Origin of the sequence: Microbacterium sp. ET2, assembly GCF_030347395.1 — a bacterium.
GTDB lineage: Bacteria > Actinomycetota > Actinomycetes > Actinomycetales > Microbacteriaceae > Microbacterium > Microbacterium albipurpureum.
This window is the reverse complement of the sequence record NZ_CP128170.1, coordinates 2,596,370-2,617,138: the sequence shown is the minus strand read 5'-3', so window position 1 is coordinate 2,617,138 and position 20,769 is coordinate 2,596,370. Positions and strand designations below refer to the sequence as shown.

General features: G+C 71.0%; 21 protein-coding genes. 5 read left to right on the top strand and 16 right to left on the bottom strand.

Features of this window, described 5'->3' with window-relative positions; all coding sequences use genetic code 11:
* Window positions 1–109 precede the first annotated feature (109 nt).
* Window positions 110–1,099, bottom strand: a complete 990-nt coding sequence (locus QSU92_RS12750) for a hypothetical protein (RefSeq protein WP_289262446.1) — start codon at window positions 1,097–1,099, stop codon at window positions 110–112.
* A 187-nt stretch (window positions 1,100–1,286) separates the two neighbouring features.
* On the opposite strand from QSU92_RS12750, the gene QSU92_RS12745 reads away from it, so the two are divergent.
* Window positions 1,287–2,498: a class I SAM-dependent methyltransferase gene (locus QSU92_RS12745; protein WP_289262443.1), complete on the top strand. Its 1,212-nt coding sequence runs from the start codon at window positions 1,287–1,289 to the stop codon at window positions 2,496–2,498.
* Between the two features lie 144 nt (window positions 2,499–2,642).
* On the opposite strand, the gene QSU92_RS12740 is transcribed toward QSU92_RS12745, so the two are convergent.
* From QSU92_RS12740 to tsaB, 4 genes are read right to left on the bottom strand one after another with little or no spacing between them, the layout of a single operon-like run.
* A complete protein-coding gene (locus QSU92_RS12740; protein WP_289262441.1) occupies window positions 2,643–3,101 on the bottom strand; it encodes a hypothetical protein in 459 nt (152 codons plus the stop codon).
* Window positions 3,098–4,234, bottom strand: a complete 1,137-nt coding sequence (tsaD, locus tag QSU92_RS12735) for a tRNA (adenosine(37)-N6)-threonylcarbamoyltransferase complex transferase subunit TsaD (RefSeq protein WP_289262438.1) — start codon at window positions 4,232–4,234, stop codon at window positions 3,098–3,100. Before tsaD ends, QSU92_RS12740 begins: the two co-directional genes overlap by 4 nt.
* On the bottom strand, window positions 4,231–4,698 hold the full coding sequence (gene rimI / locus QSU92_RS12730) for a ribosomal protein S18-alanine N-acetyltransferase (protein WP_289262436.1): 468 nt from the start codon (window positions 4,696–4,698) through the stop codon (window positions 4,231–4,233). The genes tsaD and rimI overlap by 4 nt, the downstream gene beginning before the upstream one ends.
* Window positions 4,695–5,345 carry a tRNA (adenosine(37)-N6)-threonylcarbamoyltransferase complex dimerization subunit type 1 TsaB gene (gene tsaB, locus QSU92_RS12725; protein ID WP_289262434.1) on the bottom strand — a complete coding sequence of 217 codons (651 nt, stop codon included), beginning with the start codon at window positions 5,343–5,345 and terminating at the stop codon, window positions 4,695–4,697. Before tsaB ends, rimI begins: the two co-directional genes overlap by 4 nt.
* Before the next feature lie 97 nt (window positions 5,346–5,442).
* Between tsaB and QSU92_RS12720 the strand changes: the two genes are divergently transcribed.
* On the top strand, window positions 5,443–5,823 hold the full coding sequence (locus QSU92_RS12720) for a hypothetical protein (protein WP_289262432.1): 381 nt from the start codon (window positions 5,443–5,445) through the stop codon (window positions 5,821–5,823).
* Between the two features lie 241 nt (window positions 5,824–6,064).
* Here the strand turns inward: QSU92_RS12720 and tsaE are convergent, their stop codons facing one another.
* From tsaE to glmS, 4 genes are all read right to left on the bottom strand, one after another.
* Window positions 6,065–6,568: a tRNA (adenosine(37)-N6)-threonylcarbamoyltransferase complex ATPase subunit type 1 TsaE gene (gene tsaE, locus QSU92_RS12715; protein WP_289262430.1), complete on the bottom strand. Its 504-nt coding sequence runs from the start codon at window positions 6,566–6,568 to the stop codon at window positions 6,065–6,067.
* Window positions 6,565–7,689: an alanine racemase gene (gene alr, locus QSU92_RS12710; protein WP_289262428.1), complete on the bottom strand. Its 1,125-nt coding sequence runs from the start codon at window positions 7,687–7,689 to the stop codon at window positions 6,565–6,567. The genes tsaE and alr overlap by 4 nt, the downstream gene beginning before the upstream one ends.
* Entirely contained in the window at window positions 7,686–8,054 is a 369-nt protein-coding gene (locus tag QSU92_RS12705; protein WP_289262426.1) for a holo-ACP synthase, read from the bottom strand. Before QSU92_RS12705 ends, alr begins: the two co-directional genes overlap by 4 nt.
* Window positions 8,055–8,236: 182 nt before the next feature.
* A complete protein-coding gene (gene glmS, locus QSU92_RS12700) occupies window positions 8,237–10,090 on the bottom strand; it encodes a glutamine--fructose-6-phosphate transaminase (isomerizing) (RefSeq protein WP_289262424.1) in 1,854 nt (617 codons plus the stop codon).
* Between the two features lie 286 nt (window positions 10,091–10,376).
* Here glmS and QSU92_RS12695 point away from each other — a divergent pair, with 286 nt between their 5' ends.
* A complete protein-coding gene (locus QSU92_RS12695; protein ID WP_289262422.1) occupies window positions 10,377–10,688 on the top strand; it encodes a hypothetical protein in 312 nt (103 codons plus the stop codon).
* Between the two features lies 1 nt (window position 10,689).
* On the opposite strand, the gene coaA is transcribed toward QSU92_RS12695, so the two are convergent.
* Window positions 10,690–11,640 carry a type I pantothenate kinase gene (gene coaA / locus QSU92_RS12690; protein WP_289262420.1) on the bottom strand — a complete coding sequence of 317 codons (951 nt, stop codon included), beginning with the start codon at window positions 11,638–11,640 and terminating at the stop codon, window positions 10,690–10,692.
* A gap of 279 nt (window positions 11,641–11,919) precedes the next feature.
* On the opposite strand from coaA, the gene QSU92_RS12685 reads away from it, so the two are divergent.
* Window positions 11,920–12,876: a Ppx/GppA phosphatase family protein gene (locus QSU92_RS12685; protein ID WP_289262418.1), complete on the top strand. Its 957-nt coding sequence runs from the start codon at window positions 11,920–11,922 to the stop codon at window positions 12,874–12,876.
* Window positions 12,877–12,879: 3 nt separating this feature from the next.
* Here QSU92_RS12685 and QSU92_RS12680 read toward each other — a convergent pair whose 3' ends face one another.
* Window positions 12,880–13,416, bottom strand: a complete 537-nt coding sequence (locus tag QSU92_RS12680; protein ID WP_289262416.1) for a cupin domain-containing protein — start codon at window positions 13,414–13,416, stop codon at window positions 12,880–12,882.
* Window positions 13,413–14,777, bottom strand: coding sequence for an APC family permease (locus QSU92_RS12675; protein ID WP_422880378.1), 1,365 nt, complete (start codon window positions 14,775–14,777; stop codon window positions 13,413–13,415). The genes QSU92_RS12680 and QSU92_RS12675 overlap by 4 nt, the downstream gene beginning before the upstream one ends.
* A gap of 552 nt (window positions 14,778–15,329) precedes the next feature.
* Here QSU92_RS12675 and QSU92_RS12670 point away from each other — a divergent pair.
* On the top strand, window positions 15,330–16,328 hold the full coding sequence (locus tag QSU92_RS12670) for an IS481 family transposase (RefSeq protein WP_289262414.1): 999 nt from the start codon (window positions 15,330–15,332) through the stop codon (window positions 16,326–16,328).
* Here the strand turns inward: QSU92_RS12670 and glmM are convergent.
* The 4 genes from glmM to QSU92_RS12650 all read right to left on the bottom strand — a co-directional run bounded on the left by glmM (window position 16,325) and on the right by QSU92_RS12650 (window position 20,677).
* Window positions 16,325–17,683: a phosphoglucosamine mutase gene (gene glmM / locus QSU92_RS12665; protein ID WP_289262412.1), complete on the bottom strand. Its 1,359-nt coding sequence runs from the start codon at window positions 17,681–17,683 to the stop codon at window positions 16,325–16,327. The genes QSU92_RS12670 and glmM overlap by 4 nt on opposite strands.
* A 20-nt stretch (window positions 17,684–17,703) precedes the next feature.
* Entirely contained in the window at window positions 17,704–18,198 is a 495-nt protein-coding gene (rpsI, locus tag QSU92_RS12660) for a 30S ribosomal protein S9 (protein ID WP_289262410.1), read from the bottom strand.
* A 26-nt stretch (window positions 18,199–18,224) separates the two neighbouring features.
* Window positions 18,225–18,671 (bottom strand): 50S ribosomal protein L13, encoded by a 447-nt coding sequence (gene rplM, locus QSU92_RS12655; RefSeq protein ID WP_289262407.1) that lies wholly within the window; start codon window positions 18,669–18,671, stop codon window positions 18,225–18,227.
* Between the two features lie 212 nt (window positions 18,672–18,883).
* On the bottom strand, window positions 18,884–20,677 hold the full coding sequence (locus QSU92_RS12650) for a BCCT family transporter (protein ID WP_289262405.1): 1,794 nt from the start codon (window positions 20,675–20,677) through the stop codon (window positions 18,884–18,886).
* Window positions 20,678–20,769 lie beyond the last annotated feature (92 nt).

Sequence of the window (20,769 nt, the reverse complement as noted above, 5' to 3'; positions counted from 1 at the left end):
CTCCGGCGCGCGAGTACTGCCGCCCTCCTCGGCGGTAAACGCGCCTTGCCCGGCCACTCCCCAAGGGGTGGCCGGGCAAGGTGTGTTCGTTACTGAACCGGAGTCAGACTCAGAGGTCAACCTCGTTGTCGTTGATGGTGCCGGCGTCGGGGCTGAAGAAGTTGCCGCTGTTCTCCCAGTCCACGTCGGTGTCGACCTCGGTGTACTCGTACTCGTTGAAGGCGTCCTCGACGTCGACGTCCACGATGGTGTTGGTGGAGTCGTCGTTGAAGGAGTCGTCGATGTCGAGCTCCCACTGGTTGACCTCGGTGGTCGACTCGTCGTTGAACGAGTCGCTGATCGAGAGCTCGTTCCACTCGTTGCCGATGGAGATGTCGCCGATGGAGACCTCGGTCACCGAGTTGTCGACGGTGGCGTCGTCACCGGCGGCGGTGGACATGTCACCCGAGGCGACGACGGCCGACTGACCGAAGAACTGCGTGACGTTGCCGTCGGCGTTGATCGCCTGGTTGGCGGACTGGTCGACGATCGTCGCACGGTTGTCGATCATGAACGAGCCACCCGCGGCCGCAGCAGCGGCAGCGCCACCGGCGCCGGCGCCGTGGAAGAGGTAGTCGTTGTTGACGTTGGTGTTGTACTGGCGCACACCCACCGTGACCGAGTCGTCGTTCAGCTCGTAGTCGTTGAACGAGTTCTCGTAAGCGTCGTTGTACGAGTCGTTGACCGAGTTGTCCGAGTTGTCGGAGTTGTCGGAGTTGTCCGAGTTGTCCGAGTTGTCGGACGCGTCCACGTCCACGTCCACGTCCACGTCGGTGTCGTTGAAGGAGTCCTCGGCGCTGTTGCCCGAGTCCTCGACGTCGATGTTGCCCGAGTCGTTGACCGAGTCGTCGACGGCGATGTTGCCCGAGTCGTTGACCGAGTTGTCGGAGTTGTCGGAGTTGTCCGAGTTGTCCTCGTTGCCGACGACGTTGCCGACGGCGGTGTTGCCCGAGTTCTCGTTGCCGGAGGCGACGTTGCCGATGTTGTTGTCGTCGTTGCCGACCACGCCGACGTTGTTGTCGGAGAAGTTGTCGTTGAAGTTGTCCTCGATGTCAGGCATTCGCCCATCCCTTTCGCTGGAAGCCTTTGGCCTTGCTCCATCAGTGTCAGCCTCAGGTGCCATCCCCGACATCCGGGATGACCCCGGAGCCTTTCGGGGTTCCCCTAGGGGTGCGGTGCGGGGTTTCGGGGTTCGGGGTCGGGTGGGGTTTCGGGATCTGATGCTCCGCCGCACCTAGGCTTGCCGGGTGGACAAGGCCGAACTCGCCGCCCTCCTGACCCCCGAAGGACTGCGGCTCCTCGACGATCTGCCGCCTGTGAAGACGGCAGCGGATGTCGCCGCCACGGTCTCGCGCCTCCGAAAGGCCGGCCACTCCCCCGACCTGGTCTCGGCAGTCGTCGGGCAGGCCCGGCTTCGCGAGCGGGCCACGGCGAAGTTCGACGCCTTCGCCGCGGGGATGCTCTTCACCCGCGCGGGCCTGGAGCAGGCGACCCGCCTGTCGGTCGCCGCGCACCACGCGCACCGATTCCGCGCTGCGGGGATGACCTCGGTCGCCGACCTCGGCTGCGGCATCGGCGGCGACGCGATGGGCTTCGCCGCCCTCGGCCTCCGCGTCACCGCCGTCGACGCCGACGAGATCACCGCCGCGATCGCCGCCTATAACCTCGCCCCGTTCGGCGACCTCGTCACGGTGCGTCATGCGACGGCCGAGGCCGCGGCATCCGATCTCACGGCCCTCGGAAACCCGGATGCCTTCTGGCTCGACCCCGCCCGCCGTACCGCCGGCCACGGCGACACGACCCGCACCGCGTCCTCCGAATGGTCGCCGCCGCTCGACTGGGTGTTCGGACTCGCCTCCCGCCACCCCACCGGCGTCAAGCTCGGGCCGGGCATGGACCGCGACCTCATCCCCGACGATGTCGAGGCGCAGTGGGTGAGCGCCGACGGGTCGACGATCGAGCTGGTGCTCTGGTCGGGCGCGCTTGCGCGGGAGGGGGTGCGCCGGGCGGCGCTGGTGCTCCGCGGCACCTCCGCGGTCGAGCTCACCGCCCCCGCTGACTCCCCCGACGAGCCGGTGCGGGCGCTCGGCGCGTTCATCCACGAACCCGACGGCGCCGTCATCCGCGCCCGCCTCATCGGCGAGATCGCCCGCGCTCTCGGCGCGGGCATGCTGAGCGACCGCGTCGCCTACCTCACCTCCGACACCGAGCTGACGAGTCCATTCGTGTCGACGTTCCGGGTGCGTGAGACGCTGCCCACCGACATCCGCAAGCTCGGCGCCGCCCTCCGCGAGCGCGGCATCGGGCGGCTGGAGATCAAGAAACGCGGAGTGGATGTCGACCCCGCGACGCTGCGCACAAAGCTCAAGCTCCGGGGCGACGGCGAGGCGACTCTCATCCTCACGCGCGTCGCGGGCGCCCGCGTGGCGATCCTCGCCGATCGCGTGCCGGCAGCCTGAGCCGACCCCGGCCCGCCCCGCCCATGGCCGCGTTTGGGGCGGCCCATTCCGTTCGGGGCGGAATCGTCGCGCCCCAACCGGAGAAACGCGCCCCAAACGGAGGGGTGGCGGTGGAGGCGGGCGGGGCGGGGCGGGGCGCGCGGATCAGGCGAAGAGCTCGGCCTGCGTCGCGGCGAACCACAGCCAGCCGGCGCTGTAGACGAGGGAGAGGATGCCGAGGGCGATCGCCCATCCGGCCATGCGGCGGCTCTCGAGGGGACGGAAGAGCGCCACGATCCCCGTCACCACACCGACGAGGCCGAGAAGGAACCCCCACCCCACGAAGAGCGAGACCACCAGTCCGACGACGGAGAAGAAGAGCGCCCAGGCGGCGAGCGCCGCGCGCGGCGGAGGGTCTTCCCGGGGCGCCCACAGCACGAGCGGTTCGGGGTCGGGGCTCGGGCCCGTCGCCGTGACGGCGATGTCCGTGGGCGCCGTGGGCGCTCGGTGGAAGCCGCCCCGGTGGTGGCCGGGGAGCACCGACTCCTCGCCGACGGGGGCGACGTCCTCAGTCGGGGGCTCGATGCGGGGGGCGCCCGGCGCGGGGGGCTCCGGGGTGCTCATGACCGCGCTCCCTCGGGCCGCGCCCCTCCGGGGCCCGCTTCGGGCCGCGCCCCTCCGGGGCTTGCTTCAAGTACCGCCACCTGGATCTCGGTGACCGGCAGCGTCGAGTCCGCCCCGAACCCCAGGGCCGAGGGCTCGGCCCCGGAGGCGATCAGCTCGGCGGCGAGCGCGGCGATCATCGCGCCGTTGTCGGTGCACAGCGAGAACGGCGGGATGCGCACGGCCACCCCGGCCGCCGCCGCGCGCGCGAGCGCGACCTCGCGCAGGCGCCGGTTGGCGATCACCCCGCCGCCCAGGAGCAGGCGCGGCACACCGTGATCGCGGCAGGCGTTGAGCGCCTTCGTCACCAGCACGTCGACCACCGCCTCACGGAACGATGCGGCGATGTCGGCGCGCCCGGCGTCATCCGCCAGCATCTCCGGGTTCGCCTCGGCGAACCGGGCGACCGCGGTCTTCAACCCTGAGAAGGAGAAGTCGTAGCGGTGCGCGGCCATGTCGGATGCCCGGGACAGCCCCCGCGGGAAAGGGATGGCCGTGGGGTCTCCGGATGCCGCGGCGCGATCGATCTCGGGACCCCCGGGGTACGGGAGCCCGAGCACCCGCGCCACCTTGTCGAACGCCTCGCCGGCAGCGTCGTCGACGGTCTCGCCGAGCAGTTCGACATCGCCGGTGAGGTCGCGCACCAGCAGGAGTGAGGTGTGCCCCCCGCTCACGAGCAGGGCGACGGTGGGGTATTCGAGGGGACCGGCATCCTGATCGAGGATGTCGGCGGCGATGTGTCCCACGAGGTGATTGACCGCGTACAGCGGCTTACCGAGGGAGACGGCGAGGCCCTTCGCGGCACCGATCCCGACCATGAGCGCGCCGGCGAGCCCCGGGCCGGATGTCACGGCGACGGCGTCGAGGTCGTCGAGGCCCACGTTCGCCTCGGCGAGCGCCGCCTCGATCGCGGGCTGCAGCGCCTCGAGGTGCGCACGGGCGGCGACCTCGGGCACGACCCCGCCGTAGCGGGCGTGCTCGTCCATGCTGCTGGCGATCGTGTTCGACAGCAGGGTGCGGCCGCGGACGATCCCGATCCCGGTCTCGTCGCAGCTCGTCTCGATACCGAGGACGAGGGGCTCGCGCCGGTTCATGCGGCGCCCCCTTCCCGCGCGGCGAGCCGCAGCCGCATCACGATCGCGTCGACCCCCTCGCCCGGGTAGTAGTTCGGGCGCCGCCCGATCGCCTCGAACCCTTCGGAGGTGTACAGGCTCTGCGCGGGGGTGTTGTCGTCCCGCACGTCGAGGAACACGTCACTGACGCCGCGGCGACCCGCCTCGTCGAGCAGCGCCCGGAAGATCTCGCGCCCGAGCCCGCGCCCGCGCACCGTCTCGTCGAGTGCGATGGTCTGCACGTCGGCATCCCTCGAGCCCGCCGGAGCGCGCAGCCCGGCGTACCCGACCAGGCGCCCGTCCTCCTCGGCGACGACGTACCAGGTGTGCGGGGAGGCGAGCTCTGCGCGCATGACGTCGTCCGACCAGGCGTCGCCGCCGAAGGCGGCGCGCTCGAGCACCATGATCGCGCCGAGATCGTCGGCGCTCGCGGCGCGAAGGCTCACGCGGTCACCTTCTTCGGGGCTCCGGGGAGGGTCACGTCCGGCGAGCGCAGATAGAGAGGTTCGGATGTCGCGAGCTCGCGCCCTGCCGCCAGGGCCCGGGATGCCGCGAGCGCGACCATCGCGGCAGGAACCGCTGTGACATCCCGCCGCGCCGCGCCGAGCGCGGCCAGCCGCTCGTCGAGCTCGTCGCGGGGAGCGAGCAGGGGTCCGGCGGTGCGGACGGCCACGCCGTCGTCATCCGTCCCCTCGAAGACCGAGTACGCGAACTCGCGCCGGCGTGCGTCGGTGACCACGGCGAAGGGTGCGGTGTCGTCGGCGCCGGCGACGGCGTCCCCGAGCAGCAAACTGAGGGCGGCGGCGTCGTGACTCGGCACCGGGACGAGCGGGATGCCGCGACCTTCACGTTGTCCCAGGGCGAAGGCCCGGGCGGCGGCGATGCCCACGCGTAGCCCGGTGAAGGGCCCCGGGCCCATGCCGACAGCGACGTGCGTGATCGCGTCCGCCGGGGCGAGCACCTGCTCCAGGAGACCGCCGATCGCCTCGGCGTGCCCGAGCGGGTTCGAACTGTCGGCGACGGCGACCACGACGCCGTCGGGTTCGATCACCGCGACGGCGGTTCCGAGGGACGTGTCGATGCCGAGGATCACCCCTCCAGGGTAGTCGGGCGAGCCGTCGCGCCCGCGGGGGCAGGAGCGCTACGGTGTGGGCAGCACCGGTGTGGAACACAACCAGAAGGAGAGTGCCATGGCCGCGTCTCGTCCCGTCGGCGTCACGATCGTCGCCGTTCTCGCGTGGATCTCGGGTTTCTTCAACATCCTCGGCGGCGCGCTGATCCTCATCGGCGGGGCGTTCGGACAGGGACCGCTGCTGAACCTCGTGCTGATCGCCATCCTGACGATCATCCTCGGGGTCATCGTCATCGCGGTGAGCATCGGGCTGCTGCGCGGCAGTCCCGGAGCGCGCCTCGTCGTCACGATCGTGTTCGTGTTGAACATCGTCAGCGCCGTGCTGCTCATCATCGGTGGCGCCGAGACGTTCTGGACGGGCTTCTTCTCCGCCCTCCCGGCGATCATCGGCCTCATCCTGCTCTACACCCGCCGCGCGAACGCGTTCTTCGGCGGCTGAGCCGTCCGCGGCGCGGGGGCCAGGGCGCGCGCTGAATGGCGCCGCACCGCGCCGCGCCGCGCCGCGCCGCACCGCGGCGCGCCGGTCCGGTCCGGTTCGCCCCACCCGCGGCGATCCTCCGTCCCACGGGCGCCTCAGCGGCATCCGACCGAATCTGCGCGTATCTCCGCGGCACGGGTGACGGAGGCCGTCGATCCGCGCGCCCTCAGGGCCGCCGGGTGCCTCAGGGACGCCGGGTGCCTCAGGGCCGCCGGGTGACCGTCACGACGCGCGGGGCCTCGGCGTCGAGCTCTTCCACGGCGCGCGAGGGTCCGCCGCACATCGTGTCGGCGCCGCGCCCGCCGAGCTCGCGGTCGAGCTCTACCTCCCACCAGGTGTCCCGCAGACCCTCCACCATCCCGCGCCCCCACTCCACGACCACCACCGACCGTTCGACATCGAGGTCGAGGTCGTCGAGTTCGAGCGGCGAGCCGAGGCGGTAGGCGTCGACGTGCACGAGCGGCGCTCCGCCCACGAGCGACGGGTGCGTCCGCGCCAGGACGAACGTGGGACTCTGCACGGGCCCCCGCACCCCGAGCCCGCGGCCGATCCCGCGGGTCAGCGTGGTCTTCCCCGCCCCCAGTGCACCGGTGAGGACGACCAGGTCGCCGGCGCGCAGCATCCGTCCCATCTCCTCGCCGAGCGCCTCCATCTCCGCTGACGAGGAGACCTCGCGTTCTCCGACGAGGGGGTCGAGTCCGGTCATCCGTCCACCTGCCGGCGGGGGACGCGCGCGCCGATGCGCGTGACGATCTCGTAGTTGATGGTGTCGGCGGCGGCGGCCCACTCGTCGGCGGCGGGAGCGCCGAGCGTCGGATCGCCGAAGAGCACGACCTCGTCGCCGATCGCGACCGGGGCGTCGCCGACGTCGACGACGAACTGGTCCATCGCGATGCGCCCGGCGACGGCGTAGCGGCGACCCCCGATGGAGACGGGCCCCCTCCCGGACGCCTGCCGCGGCACGCCGTCGGCGTAGCCGAGAGGCACGAGCGCGAGCGTGGTCTCGCGGGGCGTGCGGTAGTCGTAGCCGTACGACACCCCCGTGCCGGCGGGCACGCGCCGCACGTTCGCGACCGCCGCGCGCAGGGTCATGGCGGGGCGGAGGCCGAGCTCGGCCGACCCGCGGTCGGCGAAGGGCGACAGTCCGTAGATGCCGATGCCGATGCGCACGCAGCCGAGACGGGTTTCCGGCAGAGCGAGGGCCGCATGCGTGGCCGCGAGATGGCGAAGGGGCGGGGCAAGGCCCAGGGAGGCCGCGGCGCCGAGCGCCTGCTCGAACCGACCGAGCGCGGCCCGGTCGTCGTCGGCGGAGGCGTTGGAGAGGTGGCTGAAGATGCCGATGACCCGGAGCTTGCCGATCCGCTCGAGGCGCGCGGCCTCGGCGAAGGCGATGCGCGCGTCGGTCGGGGTGAGGCCGTTGCGCGAGAGCCCGGTCTCGACCTTGAGGTGCACCGCGACCGAGCGCTCTCCGGAGGCGGCGGCCGCCGCTGCCTGCAGCTGGTCGAGGGTCGAGATGCCGAGTTCGATGCCGTGCGCCGCCGCCTCGGCGAACGACGCGCCGGGCGCGTGCAGCCACGCCATGATCGGGGCGCGGATGCCGGCGCGACGAAGGGCCAGGGCCTCGGTGATGTCGGCGACGCCGAGCCGGGTCGCGCCACCGTCGAGCGCGGCGGTCGCCGCGCGGGCCGCGCCGTGACCGTAGCCGTCGGCCTTGACGACGGCGATGACCTCCGAGCCGGTGAGGCGGCGGAAGTGGCGGACGTTGTCGGCGATCGCGCCGACGTCGATGACGGCCTCGCGCATGCTGCCGGCGGGGAGTCGCGTCATCCGATCACTCCTTCGTTCGTCTCGACGATCACGTACGCCACGGCGAAGCCGGCGTCGTGCGACATCGACAGGTGCACCGACGAGATCCCGCGGTCGACGATCACATCGGCCGTGCTTCCCGACAGGGTGAACTGGGGGCGGCCCGACGACTCGTTCCACACCTCGATGTCGGTCCAGTAGACGCCGTCCGAGCCGCCGAGCGCCTTGATCAGTGCTTCCTTGGCGGCGTAGCGGGCGGCGAGCGACCGGGGCTTCAGCGCCCGCTCGGCCGGGGAGAAGAGACGCTCGAGAAGGCGCGGCGTGCGGTCGAGGGTGGCTTCGAAGCGGGAGATGTCGACCAGGTCGACGCCGATGCCGGCGATCATCCGCTCTCCTCTCCCGCGGCTGTCACCCTATCAACGGCGGCGCGGCGTCGAGCGCGGGGGCACTGCCGGCCGGCACGTGTCCCGAACTCCTGCAGAACGCCGGCCTGGGCCGCCTCAGGCCCTGAGATCAGACCCGCACGGCCGATTCTGCAGGAGTTGCGGACGGCAGAAGGCGATGCGCCTTACTCGACCGTGACCGACTTGGCGAGGTTGCGCGGCTGGTCGACGTCGAGACCCTTGGCGGTGGCGAGGCCCATCGCGAAGATGTGCAACGGCACGACGGCCAGAAGCGGCTCGAAGAGCGGTCCCGCGAGCGGGATGCGCAGCACCTCGTCGGCGGAGGGCAGCACCGCGACATCGCCCTCCTCGGCGATCGCGATCACTCGCGCGCCGCGGGCCTTGATCTCCTCGATGTTCGAGACGACCTTCGGGTGCAGCACCGCCGATCCGCGCGGCGAGGGGACGATGACGAAGACGGGCTGTCCGGGCTCGATGAGCGCGATGGGTCCGTGCTTGAGCTCACCGGCGGCGAAGCCCTCGGCGTGGATGTACGAGATCTCCTTGAGCTTCAGCGCACCCTCAAGGGCGATGGGATAGCCCACGTGCCGGCCGAGGAAGAGCACCGAGCGGGTGTCACCCATCCAGTGCGCGAGCTGCTCGATGCGCTCCTGCTCGGTGGCGAGGATGTGCGCGATCTTCTCGGGCACCGCTTCGAGCTCGCGCGCCTGCTCGGCGATCTCGGCGGCGCCGAGCGTACCGCGCAGCCCCGCGATGTGCAGGGCCAGCAGGTACAGCGCGGTGATCTGCGCGACGAACGCCTTCGTCGAGGCGACGGCGACCTCGGGGCCGGCGTGGGTGTAGACGATCGCGTCCGATTCGCGCGGGATCGTCGCGCCCTGTGTGTTGCAGATCGACACGGTCTTCGCGCCCTGTTCGCGGGCGTACTTCACGGCCATGAGGGTGTCCATGGTCTCGCCCGACTGGCTGATCGACACTACGAGCGTGTCGGGGGTCAGGACCGGGTCGCGGTAGCGGAACTCGTGCGCGAGCTCGACGTCGACCGGCACCCGCGCCCACTGCTCGAGGGCGTACTTCCCGGTCATCCCGGCATAGGCGGCGGTGCCGCAGGCGATGATGATGATGCGCGAGATGCCGCTGAACAGGTCGTCGAGCCCGTCCAGTTCGGGGATGGTGACGACACCGTCACGGATGCGACCGCGCAGCGTGTTCGCCACGGCCTCGGGCTCCTCCGAGACCTCCTTGGCCATGAACGACGACCAGCCGCCCTTGTCGGCGGCCGAGGCGTCCCAGGTCACTTCGAACCGCTCGACCTCGACCGCGTTGCCGTCGAAGTCGGTGACCTCCACGCCCTCGGGCGTGATGGCGACGATCTCGTCCTGTCCGATCGCGAGGGCGTCGCGCGTGTGCTCGACGAAGGCGGCGACGTCGGAGGCGAGGAAGTTCTCCCCCTCGCCGAGCCCGATGACGAGCGGCGAGTTGCGGCGGGCGCCGACGACGAGGCCCGGCTGGTCGCGGTGCATGGCGAGGAGGGTGAACGCACCCTCCAGGCGCGCGGCGACATCGCGGAACGCGGCGACGAGGTCACCGCCCCGGGCGCGGTACGCGCGACCGAGGAGCACGGCGGCGACCTCGGTGTCGGTCTCGCTCTTGAAGGTGTAGTCCTCGGCGAGGAGCTCGGACTTCAGGGCGGCGTAGTTCTCGATGATGCCGTTGTGGATGACGGCGAGCCTGTCGTCATCGGCCAGGTGCGGGTGGGCGTTGTCGTCGGTGGGTCCGCCGTGGGTCGCCCACCGGGTGTGCCCGATGCCGGTGGTGCCGTCGGCGAGCGGGTGGGACTCCAGGTCGTCGCGGAGGATGCCGAGCTTGCCGGCACGCTTGCGCATGCCCAGATCTCCGCCGCCGTCGATGACGGCGATGCCGGCGGAGTCGTATCCGCGGTATTCCAGTCGCGAGAGCCCGGAGAGGAGGATGGCCTGGCTCTGGCGAGGGCCGACGTATCCGACGATTCCACACATGGGCTCCATCGTAAGTGGGCGAGGCTGAGCGCCCGCCCCGCGCCGATCGTCGGGCGTGGCGTGGCGCGCGAGCCGCGGGTGCCCGCCGCCATCCATCAATCACCCTGTCCGTCGCCGCCTCGCCGTCTCAACCCCGCCCGCACACGGGAGGAGATAGACACAGGAGCGGATGCCGCGGCGCGGCGGGTCCTCCCGTGCGCCGATTCCCTCCCGGGCGCAACCCCTTCCGCGACACGCGCGCCCCTTCCTAGGCTCGAGGCAACCGAGTGCGACGTGGGGAGCAGCGATGAGTCTGGGTGGAATGATGCGACTGGCCCTCAGCGGCGCCGCGCTGGTGAACGGCGTCCCGCACACGGTGAGCGGCCTTCGCGGTCAGCCGTTCCCGACCCCGTTCGCCGACCCACCGGGGCAGGGATTGTCGTCCCCGGTCGTCAACGTCGCCTGGGGCATGTCCAACCTCGCGCTCGGCACGTGGCTGCATCGCGGCACGCGCTGGAGGTCGGAGCGGATCGCGTTCGCGGTCGGCGCGGTGGGCATGGGCTTGCTGCTCGCGCGCGTCTTCGGCGCGAACCCGCGCCTCAGCGGGCGGAAGCGCTGACTCAGAGCTTCCGCAGCAGCACACTCTCGACGGCGTGCGAGGCGGCCTTGCGCAGCACGAGCGTCGCGCGATGCCGTGTGGGCAGCACGTTCGCCTCGAGGTTCGGAAGGTTGATGTCGTTCCAGTAGCCGAGCGCGGTGGTCACCGCTTCGTCGTCACTCAGCTCGGCGAAGACGCGGAAGAACGAGTTCGGGTCGCTGAACGCCGCGTGCCGCAGGGCGAGGAAGCGCGCCACGAACCACGACTCGATGTCGGAGGCGTCGGCATCGACGTAGATGGAGAAGTCGAACAGGTCGCTGACGGCGACGTCATTCGGCGCCGGCGGCGGCTGCAGGACGTTCAACCCCTCGACGATCACGACGTCGGGGCGGCGCACCGTCACGTGCGCGTCGGGGACGATGTCGTACTTGACGTGGGAGTAGAACGGCGCGCGCGCCTCGACCGCCCCGCTCTTGACGTCGGTGAGGAACTCCACGAGGGCGCGCCGGTCGTACGACTCCGGGAAGCCCTTGCGTGCCATGAGCCCGCGTCGCTCGAGCTCGGCGTTGGGGTAGAGGAAGCCGTCGGTGGTGACGAGCTCGACGCGCGGCGTGCCGGGCCAGCGACTGACGAGCTCGCGCAGCAGGCGGGCGATGGTCGACTTGCCCACCGCGACCGACCCGGCGACGCCGATGACGAAGGGTGTGGTGGTGTCGGCCTCGCCGAGGAACGCGCTCGTCTCGGCGCCGAGGCGCTTGGTGGCCTGGGCGTACAGCGAGAGCAGGCGCGACAGCGGCAGGTACACCTCGGCGACCTCGGCGATGTCGAGCCGGTCGCCGAGCCCGCGCAGCTGCACGACCTCCGTCTCGCTGAGGGGCTGCGGGATGCCCGCAGCCATCCGCGCCCAGTCTTCGCGGGCGATCTCCCGGTACAGCGAGAGGGCCAGGTCGGTGGTCGCTTCGTCGACAGACATGGCGCTCATCGTAACCACCGGCCGCCCCGTTGCCGGGCCGCCGCGGGGTCGGCGGCGTCACAACTCCCCAGATTCGGCCGCCGACGCGCCGAACCCGGCCGAATCCGGCCCGAAGGCCGCGAATGTGAGGAGGTGCGCCGCGCCGCCCGTCCGTAACTCCTGCAGAACCGGCCCCGCACCGCCGAAAACGGCCCGTTTCGGCGCCCCGCGCCCCGAATTGCAGGAGTTCGGCACAGCGCCCGCGCCGCACCCCCAACCACCGCCCGCTAGCCTGAAGCCGTGCGCCTCGGAGTCCTCGACATCGGCTCGAACACCGTCCACCTGCTCGTCGCCGATGTGAAGCCCGGCGGGCGCCCGCTGGGTACGACCAGTCGGCGGACGGTGCTGCGCCTCATGCGCTACCTCGCCCCCGACGGCTCGATCACCGAGGAGGGCGTGACGGCACTCGTCGACGCCGTCGCCGAGGCGCGCCGGGTCGCCGCCGACGAGAAGGTCGAGGAGCTGCTGGCGACCGCCACCTCCGCCGTCCGCGAGGCGACGAACGGGCCCGAGGTCATCGCACGCCTCGAGGCCGCGCTCGGCGCGCCCCTTCAGGTGCTCGGCGGTGAGGCTGAGGCGCGGTACACCTTCCTCGCCGTCCGGCGGTGGTTCGGCTGGTCGGCCGGGCAGATCCTCCTGTTCGACATCGGCGGCGGTTCGCTCGAGATCGCGGCCGGGTCTGACGAACTGCCGGAAGCGGCAGCATCCGTCCCTCTGGGAGCGGGACGCATGACGGTGCAGTTCATGCCCGACGACCCGCCCGGCGAGGACGCCGTCGAGCGCGTGCGCGCGCATGCGAAGGCCACCCTCGAGCCGGTCATCGGCCGCTTCCGCGCGCTCGACAAGCCCGATCACGTCGTGGGGTCGTCGAAGGCGATCCGCTCGCTGGCGAAGCTCGCCGGGTACCCCGTCCCCGGCTGGACCGGGAGCGAACGGATGCTGCTCCCCCGCGCCGCACTGGCGTCGTGGATCCCGCGGCTCGCCCGCATCCCCGCGAGCGCGCGTCAGGAGCTGCCGGGCATCACCGCCGACCGCACGTTCCAGATCGTCGCGGCCGCCGTGGTGCTCGACACCGCGATGTCGATGCTGAAGATCGACGAGCTCGAGATCTCGCCGTGGGCCCTCCGGGAGGGCGTGCTGCTGCGCTACATCGAGTCGCTGTCCTGGAGCACGGCCCCGGCGGACGCCGACGTCTGACGCTCAGCCGCAGTTCGCCAGGTCGGTCTCGGCCAGCGGCTCCCCCTCGGGGATCACGTACGTCACCCACAGCACGACGGGGATGTCGCCCTCGTTGACGCCCTGGTGCACGTACTCGGCGCCCTCGATGATCGCCTCGCCGGTCTCGTAGACGCGCACCCCGTCGGGGTGGGTGGGGGCGTAGTGGGTGAGCGCGCCCTCCTTCACCACCGCGATCAGCTGGCCGGCGTGGCAGTGCTCGCCCGTGCCGGCGCCGGGCTGCAGCGTGATCTCGCGGAATGTCACGCCCACCCCCTCGACGCCCGGGTCGACGGAGACGTCCACAGGTTCGTCGAGCTCACCCGCCGCGACATCGACCGCCGACACGGAGGGGACGACGGATGCCTCGGGCGATGCCTGCACCGACATGCTCGGCGCATCGACCGCGGCCGAGGTGGTGGTGGCTTCGGCGGCGCAGCCGCCGAGAGCGAGAGTGAGGGCGGCGAGGGCGGCGAGGGCGGAGGCGGCCGCACCGCGCCGGAGCGGTGTGTGTCGGGTCACTCCTCGACCGTAGCGCGCGCCCCGATCGCCCGCATCACCGCGTAGAGCACGAGCCCGACCGCCAGCGCGATGGCGCCGAAGAGCCACACCTGCGCACTCTGCTGGGTGAGCAGCAGGATGCACGAGAGCACCCCGGCGACGGGGACCCACGTCCACACGCGGAAGTGCCGGTGCTCGACCCGGTCTCGGCGCAGCACCAGCACCGCGACGTTGGTCGAGATGAAGACGACGAGAAGGAGCAGCACCACCGTCTCGGCGAGGGTGGCGAGGTCGCCGAGCAGGGTGAGCACCGCGGCGATCGCCGCCGTCACGACGATGGCGACCCACGGGGTCTTCCGTCCGGGCAGCACGCGCGCGAGCGCGTGGGGAAGCAGGCCGCGGTCGGCCATCCCGTACGCGAGACGGCTCGACATGATCGAGGTCAGGAGCGCGCCGTTGGCGATCGCGATGAGCGCGATGATGCTGAAGATCACCGTCGGCAGCGGCACGCCCGTCGCCTCGAACACCGCCAGCAGAGGACCGGATGACGCGGCGAGCTCGTCGGCGGGAAGCGCGGCGGCACTCGCCATCGCCACGAGCACGTAGACGACGCCGGCGACCGCGAGCGAGCCGAGGAGAGCGATCGGATACGACCGCGACGGGTTCTTCAGCTCTTCGGCCACGTTCGCGGAGGTCTCGAACCCCACAAAGGAGTAATACGCGATGATCGCCGCGGCGAGGGTCGCGAGCGCCGGGTTCACCCCGGCCGGGAACTCTCCGATGCGCGAGAGGTCGCCTCCCCCGCCGCCGAGCATGAGGCCGACGGCGACGACGATGAGCACGAGACCCGACACCTCGATGATCGTCATGACGATGTTGCCCGCCATCGATTCGCGGATGCCCCACATGTTCACCAGCGCCAGCACGGCGATGAGCCCGATCGCGGCGACGGGCGGCGCGATCGGCACGAACGCCGAGAGGTAGTCGCCGGCGAAGGCGAGCGACAGGCCCGCGACGCTGACGACACCGGCGGCCAGCATGCTGAAGCCGACGAGGAACGACACCACCGGCTTCTTGTACGCCTTCTCGGCGAAGTAGGCCGACCCGCCCGCGCGCGGGTACTTGGTGACGAGCTCGGCGTACGACCCCGCGGTGAGGAGGGCGAGCCCGAGCGCGACGGCCAGCGGGATCCACGTGGCGCCGCCCACCTCGGCGGCGAGCACGCCCATCAGCGCGTAGATCCCCGCCCCGAGGACGTCGCCGAGCACGAACAGGAACAGCATGGGGCCGGTGATGGCCCGGCGCAGCTTCGTGCCCTCCTGCGGCGTCGCCGCGGCGGGGCCGGAGGCAGGGGTCGTCGAGGCGGTGTCGTCGTAGGGCATCCGCACACCGTACGGAAGAGCGGATGCCGCGCGCCCACCCCTTGACAAGTGCCCCGTCGCGCCCCGCCCCCGCGCACTCCCCGTCGCTTCCCGTCCCGCGCTCGCCCGTCCCGCGCTCGCCCGCGCCGCGGCTCCTCCCCCGCTGGACTGACCCATCTACACCCACGCTGCGCGAAGGCCCGCCGCTCGCGCGCGGCGGTCTCCCGCCCCGGCGAGCCACCGCGATCGCGTCGAGCCACCTCGCCGGGGACGGCGGCTCGATGCAGATGCGGTGGTTCGGCGGGGATGGGTGGACACCGGCTGCGATCGGCGGGCACGGACGCGCGGCGCGGCGGTCGGCGCATAGCGCGGTGGTCGGTGCGCGGCGGCGCGCTACAGCACCAGGCGTGGCGCCGCGCTGCCCGAAGGTCCGCCGCGCGCGGCGGCGACGGCGAAGCAGCGCGCTAGATGTAGTGCCCAGGGACGTTGTTTGACCTGGTTGCCGTGATGTGACGAGAACCTCCCGGCAGAGTGGAGCTGCTACCACTTCGCTCTGAAACCCGGGAGGTTCTCGTGTCTCACGCTAATGCGGCCCTCACGCCGCGCCAAAGGCTGCGCCTGGCAAAGCAGATCGTCGATGAGGGTTGGTCCGTGGCGGCGGCCGCCCGGTTCTTCCGGGTGTCGTATCCGACCGCGACGAAATGGGCCAGGCGGTATGTCGAGCTCGGGCCGGAGGGCATGGTCGATCGCTCGAGCAGACCGCACGTGCACCCGAACCAGACTCCCCGGCCCGTCGTGAAGAAGATCGTGCATCTGCGCTTGCGCAAGCGTCTCGGGCCGGTGCAGATCGCTGGCCGGCTCGGGTTGAGCGCGTCGACGGTCCACGCGGTGTTGGTGCGCTGCCGACTCAACCGGCTCTCGCATGTCGACGTGAGGACCGGGGAACCGGCCCGACGATACGAGCACGACAGCCCCGGCGCCCTGATCCACGTGGACGTGAAGAAGCTCGGCAACATCCCGATCGGCGGTGGCTGGCGGTTCGTCGGGCGCGCTCAGGGGGACCGCAACAGGGCCGCGTCCGACCTGAACCGCCGCAAGGGCAAGAACCGCGACCCTCTCCTCGGGCACGCGTTCGTCCACACCGTGATCGATGACCACTCCCGCGTGGCCTACGCCGAGATCCACGACGACGAACGCGCGACCACCGCGATCGGCGTGCTGCAACGCGCCACATCCTGGTTCGCCGACCGCGGCGTCATCGTCGAACGGGTGCTCTCTGACAACGGATCGGCCTACCGATCCCACGCCTGGCGGCACGCCTGCCAAGAGCTGGCGATCACACCGAAGTTCATCCGCCCCCGCCGCCCACAGACCAACGGGAAGATCGAGCGCTTCCACCGCACCATGGCCGACGGCTGGGCTTACTCGAAGCACTACAACTCCGAGTCAGCCCGCCGCGCCGCTCTTCCCGCCTGGCTGCACTTCTACAATCACCACAGGCCCCACACCGCCATCGGAAAGCTCCCGCCCATCAGCCGGATCTCAAACAACCTGCCTGGGCACTACAGCTAGAGCGCCAGGCGCTCCCGCACGACGTCGGCGAGCTGCTCGGCGTGCCGTCGCGCGGTCGCCTCGTCGGCGGCCTCGACCATCACGCGCACGAGCTGCTCGGTGCCGCTCGGGCGGAGGAGCACGCGACCGGAGTCGCCGAGCTCGGCGGCCGCCGCGGCCACGGCCGCCTGCACGCCCTCGTCGTCGGCGGCACGCGAGCGGTCGACATCCTTCACGTTCACGAGGATCTGCGGGTAGACCGTCATGATCGACGCGAGCTCGGCGAGCGTCTTGCCGGTGCGGGCCATCTCCGACACCAGCTGCAGGCCCGTCAGGAGGCCGTCGCCGGTCGTGGCGAAGCGGCTCATGATGACGTGTCCCGACTGCTCTCCGCCGAGCGAATAGCCGCCCTCGTTCATCGCCTCCAGCACGTAGCGGTCGCCGACGGCGGTCTGCAGCACGCGGATGCCGTGGTCGGCCATCGCGCGATGCAGGCCGAGGTTGCTCATCACCGTCGCGACGAGCGTGTCGCGCGCGAGCGCGCCGCGCTGCTTCATCGCCAGCGCGAGGATGGCCATGATCTGGTCCCCGTCGATGACGTTGCCGTCGGCGTCGACGGCCAGGCAGCGGTCGGCGTCGCCGTCGTGGGCGATGCCGAGGTCGGCGCCCGCGTCACGCACCGCCGCAGCCAGCTGCGACAGGTGCGTCGAGCCCACCCCGTCGTTGATGTTCAGTCCGTCGGGGTCTGCGCCGATGACGGTGACGCGCGCTCCGGCGTCGCGGAACGTCTCGGGCGAGACCCCCGAGGCCGCGCCATGCGCGCAGTCGAGCACGACGTGGATGCCGTCGAGCCGGTGCTCGAGCGAGCCCAGCAGGTGCACGACGTAGCGGTCCTCGGCATCGGCGAACCGGCGGATGCGGCCGACGCCGGCGCCGGTCGGCTGGAGCTTGTCCCACTCCATCGCGGATTCGATGCGCTGCTCGACGACGTCGGGCAGCTTGACGCCGCCCCGGGCGAAGATCTTGATGCCGTTGTCGGGCGCCGGGTTGTGCGACGCCGAGACCATCACTCCGAAGTCGGCGTCGATGTCGGCGATGAGGAACGCCGCGGCGGGCGTGGGCAGCACACCGGCATCGAAGACATCGACCCCGGATGACGCCAGCCCGGCCTGAACTGCCGCGGAGAGGAACTCTCCCGAGACGCGCGGGTCGCGGGCGACGACGGCGGTGAGTCGCTTGCCGGCGGCGCGACGCGCCTCGGCAGTGCGGCCCTGGCCCAGGACGACCGCGGTCGCCTGGGCCAGGGTGAGTGCGAGATCGGCGGTGAGGGGGCCGTTGGCCAGCCCCCGCACCCCATCCGTGCCAAAGAGCGGCATACGGGTGGAGCTTTCCGCGATCAGCGCTTGGAGTACTGCGGAGCCTTGCGGGCCTTCTTCAGACCCGCCTTCTTGCGCTCGATGACGCGCGCGTCGCGCGAGAGGAAGCCGGCCTTCTTCAGGGTCGGTCGGTTGTTCTCGGCGTCGATCTCGTTGAGCGCGCGAGCGATGCCGAGGCGCAGCGCGCCGGCCTGGCCCGAGGGGCCACCACCCGAGATGCGGACGATGACGTCGTACGCGCCGGTGAGGTTCAGAACCGTGAAGGGGTCGGTGATCAGCTGCTGGTGGAGCTTGTTCGGGAAGTAGTCCTCGAACGTGCGGCCGTTGACCGTGATGGTGCCCGAGCCCGGGATGAGGCGCACGCGGGCGATCGCCTGCTTGCGGCGGCCCACGGCCGAGCCGGGAACCGAGAGCACGGGGCGCTCGACGGCTGCGGCGTCGGCCTCGACCGGGGTCTCGGTCGAGAAGTTGGAGTCGGTGTTGATGGGATCGATGGAGTCGGAGATCTTCGCCACGAGTCTGTCCTTAATGTGTGCGGCGCTTACTGGGCGACCTGGTCGAAGGTGTACGTCTTGGGCTGCTGCGCGGCGTGCGGGTGCTCGGCACCGGTGTACACCTTGAGCTTGGACAGCTGGGCACGGCCGAGGCTGTTCTTGGGGAGCATGCCGCGGACGGCCTTCTCCACCGCGCGAACCGGGTTCTTCTCGAGAAGCTCGGTGTAGTTGACAGCCTTCAGACCGCCCGGGTAACCCGAGTGGCGGTAGGCGATCTTCTGCTCACGCTTGTTGCCGGTGAGGGCGACCTTGTCGGCGTTGACGATGATGACGAAGTCGCCGGAGTCGAGGTGGTTGGCGAAGCTCGCCTTGTGCTTGCCGCGCAGGAGCGCGGCGGCGTGCGAGGCGAGGCGGCCGAGAACGACGTCGGTGGCGTCGATGACCAGCCATTCGCGCTGGATCTCGCCAGCCTTGGGAGTGAAAGTACGCGTCACAGTAGTGCTGCTTTCTTGATCGAACGGAGTGGTTCGTGAATCCCGCTCCGGTGGTCGTTGACCCCGACGGATGCCGGGGGAACAGGCCGGTGGAGGGCTCACGTTCGCGGTGCGCTGCCAGCAGACTGCGGCACCAAAGAGTCAGCTTACGTCATCCGGATGCCACGGCCAAACCCGCGACGCTGCACTCCGCACCCGCGAGGGTGCACTCCTCAGTTCTCGCTGCGAGCGAGGTGGACCTCGTCGTCATCGGCCGGCTCCGCGACATCCGATATCTCCGCGGCATCCGATCTCTCCACTCGGCCGCCGGAACTCTCGGCGGTCGCGAGGGGACGTCCGGTGAGACGCGACGACACGCGCCGCAGCCATGACGGCTCGTGGATGACGCCCGCCGAGGAGGGCTCTTCGACCTCGAGGCCGTAGTACTCGCCGATCTGGTCGACGAACTGCGCGCGCGCAGCGCGCTCGTACGCCCGCCGCTCGCGACTGAAGGCCACGACCGTCGACCAGCACATCAGGAGCATCACGATGCTGAAGGGCAGCGCGATGATGATCGCCGCGGTCTGAAGGGCCAGCAGGCCTCCCGTCACGAGCAGCGCACCGGCGAGCACCGCGGTGGTGAGGGTGAAGAACACCCGCACCCAGCGCTTGGGGTTGATGTCGCCGCCGGTGGCGATCATGCCCATGACGAGGGCTCCGGAGTCGGCCGAGGTCACGAAGAAGATCGTGATGAGCAGCAGCACGCCGATGGTCAGCACCGGGGTGCCGGGGAGGAACTGCAGCAGCTGGAACAGCGCGGTGTTGACATCGACCGTGCCGTCGGCGGCGGTGAGCGATCCGGGCTGGGTGAGCTCGAGGTAGATCGCCGACCCGCCGAGGACGGCGAACCACAGCAACGTCACGAGCGTCGGCACGATGATGACGCCCATCACGAACTGCCGCACCGTGCGACCCCGTGAGATGCGGGCGATGAAGACGCCGACGAACGGAGCCCAGGCGATCCACCAGCCCCAGTAGAAGGAGGTCCAGCTGGCCTGCCACGACTCCCCCGCCTCGCCCTGGAAGGCGGTGACGTTGAACGACAGCCCGACGAAGTTCTGGATGTAGTTGCCGATCGACTGCACCCATTCCCGCAGTAGGAACTCCGTCTGCCCGAAGACGAGCAGATAGAGGACGAGGATGCCGGCGAGGATGAGGTTGAACGACGACAGCCACTTCATGCCGCGGGTGACGCCCGAGAGCACGGAGATGAGCACGAGCACCGAGATCACGCCGATGATGGCGAGCTGGATCGGCTCACTCGGCTCGACGAGGCCGGCGAAGTCGAGGCCGGCGGAGATCTGCAGCACGCCGAGACCGAGCGAGGTGGCGACGCCGAAAAGGGTGCCCACGAGGGCGATGGCGTCGATCGCGTTACCCCAGCCGCCGCGGACCCGATCTCCCAGGAGCGGCTCGAGGGCCCACCGGATGGAGATCGGGCGCTTCCGGCGGTGGATGGCGTAGGCGAGGCTTAGTCCGACGATCACGTAGATCGACCAGGCCTGCACGCCCCAGTGCAGGTAGGTCTGGCTGAGGGCGGCCTGCGCGAGCTGCTCGGGGGTCCCCGCGACGCCCGGCCGCGGTGAGACGAAGTGGCTGAGGGGCTCGCTCACGCCGTAGAACACCAGCCCGATGCCCATGCCCGCCGCGAAGAGCAGCGAGAACCAGGCGCCGAGGGAGAACTCCGGCTTGTCGTCGTCGCGGCCGAGGCGGATGTCGCCGAACCGGCTGAAGCCGAGGAACAGCGCGAAGGCGACGAAGAATGCCGCGATGAGCACGTAGTACCAGTTGAAGGCGTTGACGATGCTCGTCTGGATGGCGCCGAACGACGCCTCCGCAAGGTCGGGGGCGAGCAGCGCGAAGGCGCTGAAGGCCAGGGCGATCGTCGCGGCGGGCCAGAAGACCCATCGTTTGATGGTCGAGTGCCGGGCGGGGTCGGCCGTCATGGCCTTTCTGGTGTCAGCCATCCCTCCAGGCTATCCAGGGCGACATGCCGGTCGCCACCCGAGCAGGCTCACGGGCGGTCGGGGCGGCGGCGGGCGCGCATCCAGAGGTCCTC

Excerpts from the sequence above, each read along its gene's own strand:
- QSU92_RS12750 (WP_289262446.1), bottom strand. The coding sequence starts at position 1,099 with ATGCCTGACATCGAGGACAACTTCAACGACAACTTCTCCGACAACAAC.
- QSU92_RS12740 (WP_289262441.1), bottom strand. The coding sequence starts at position 3,101 with ATGAGCACCCCGGAGCCCCCCGCGCCGGGCGCCCCCCGCATCGAGCCC.
- tsaD (WP_289262438.1), bottom strand. The coding sequence starts at position 4,234 with ATGAACCGGCGCGAGCCCCTCGTCCTCGGTATCGAGACGAGCTGCGAC.
- QSU92_RS12720 (WP_289262432.1), top strand. The coding sequence starts at position 5,443 with ATGGCCGCGTCTCGTCCCGTCGGCGTCACGATCGTCGCCGTTCTCGCG.
- tsaE (WP_289262430.1), bottom strand. The coding sequence starts at position 6,568 with ATGACCGGACTCGACCCCCTCGTCGGAGAACGCGAGGTCTCCTCGTCA.
- alr (WP_289262428.1), bottom strand. The coding sequence starts at position 7,689 with ATGACGCGACTCCCCGCCGGCAGCATGCGCGAGGCCGTCATCGACGTC.
- QSU92_RS12705 (WP_289262426.1), bottom strand. The coding sequence starts at position 8,054 with ATGATCGCCGGCATCGGCGTCGACCTGGTCGACATCTCCCGCTTCGAA.
- glmS (WP_289262424.1), bottom strand. The coding sequence starts at position 10,090 with ATGTGTGGAATCGTCGGATACGTCGGCCCTCGCCAGAGCCAGGCCATC.
- QSU92_RS12695 (WP_289262422.1), top strand. The coding sequence starts at position 10,377 with ATGAGTCTGGGTGGAATGATGCGACTGGCCCTCAGCGGCGCCGCGCTG.
- coaA (WP_289262420.1), bottom strand. The coding sequence starts at position 11,640 with ATGTCTGTCGACGAAGCGACCACCGACCTGGCCCTCTCGCTGTACCGG.
- QSU92_RS12675 (WP_422880378.1), bottom strand. The coding sequence starts at position 14,777 with ATGCCCTACGACGACACCGCCTCGACGACCCCTGCCTCCGGCCCCGCC.
- glmM (WP_289262412.1), bottom strand. The coding sequence starts at position 17,683 with ATGCCGCTCTTTGGCACGGATGGGGTGCGGGGGCTGGCCAACGGCCCC.
- QSU92_RS12650 (WP_289262405.1), bottom strand. The coding sequence starts at position 20,677 with ATGGCTGACACCAGAAAGGCCATGACGGCCGACCCCGCCCGGCACTCG.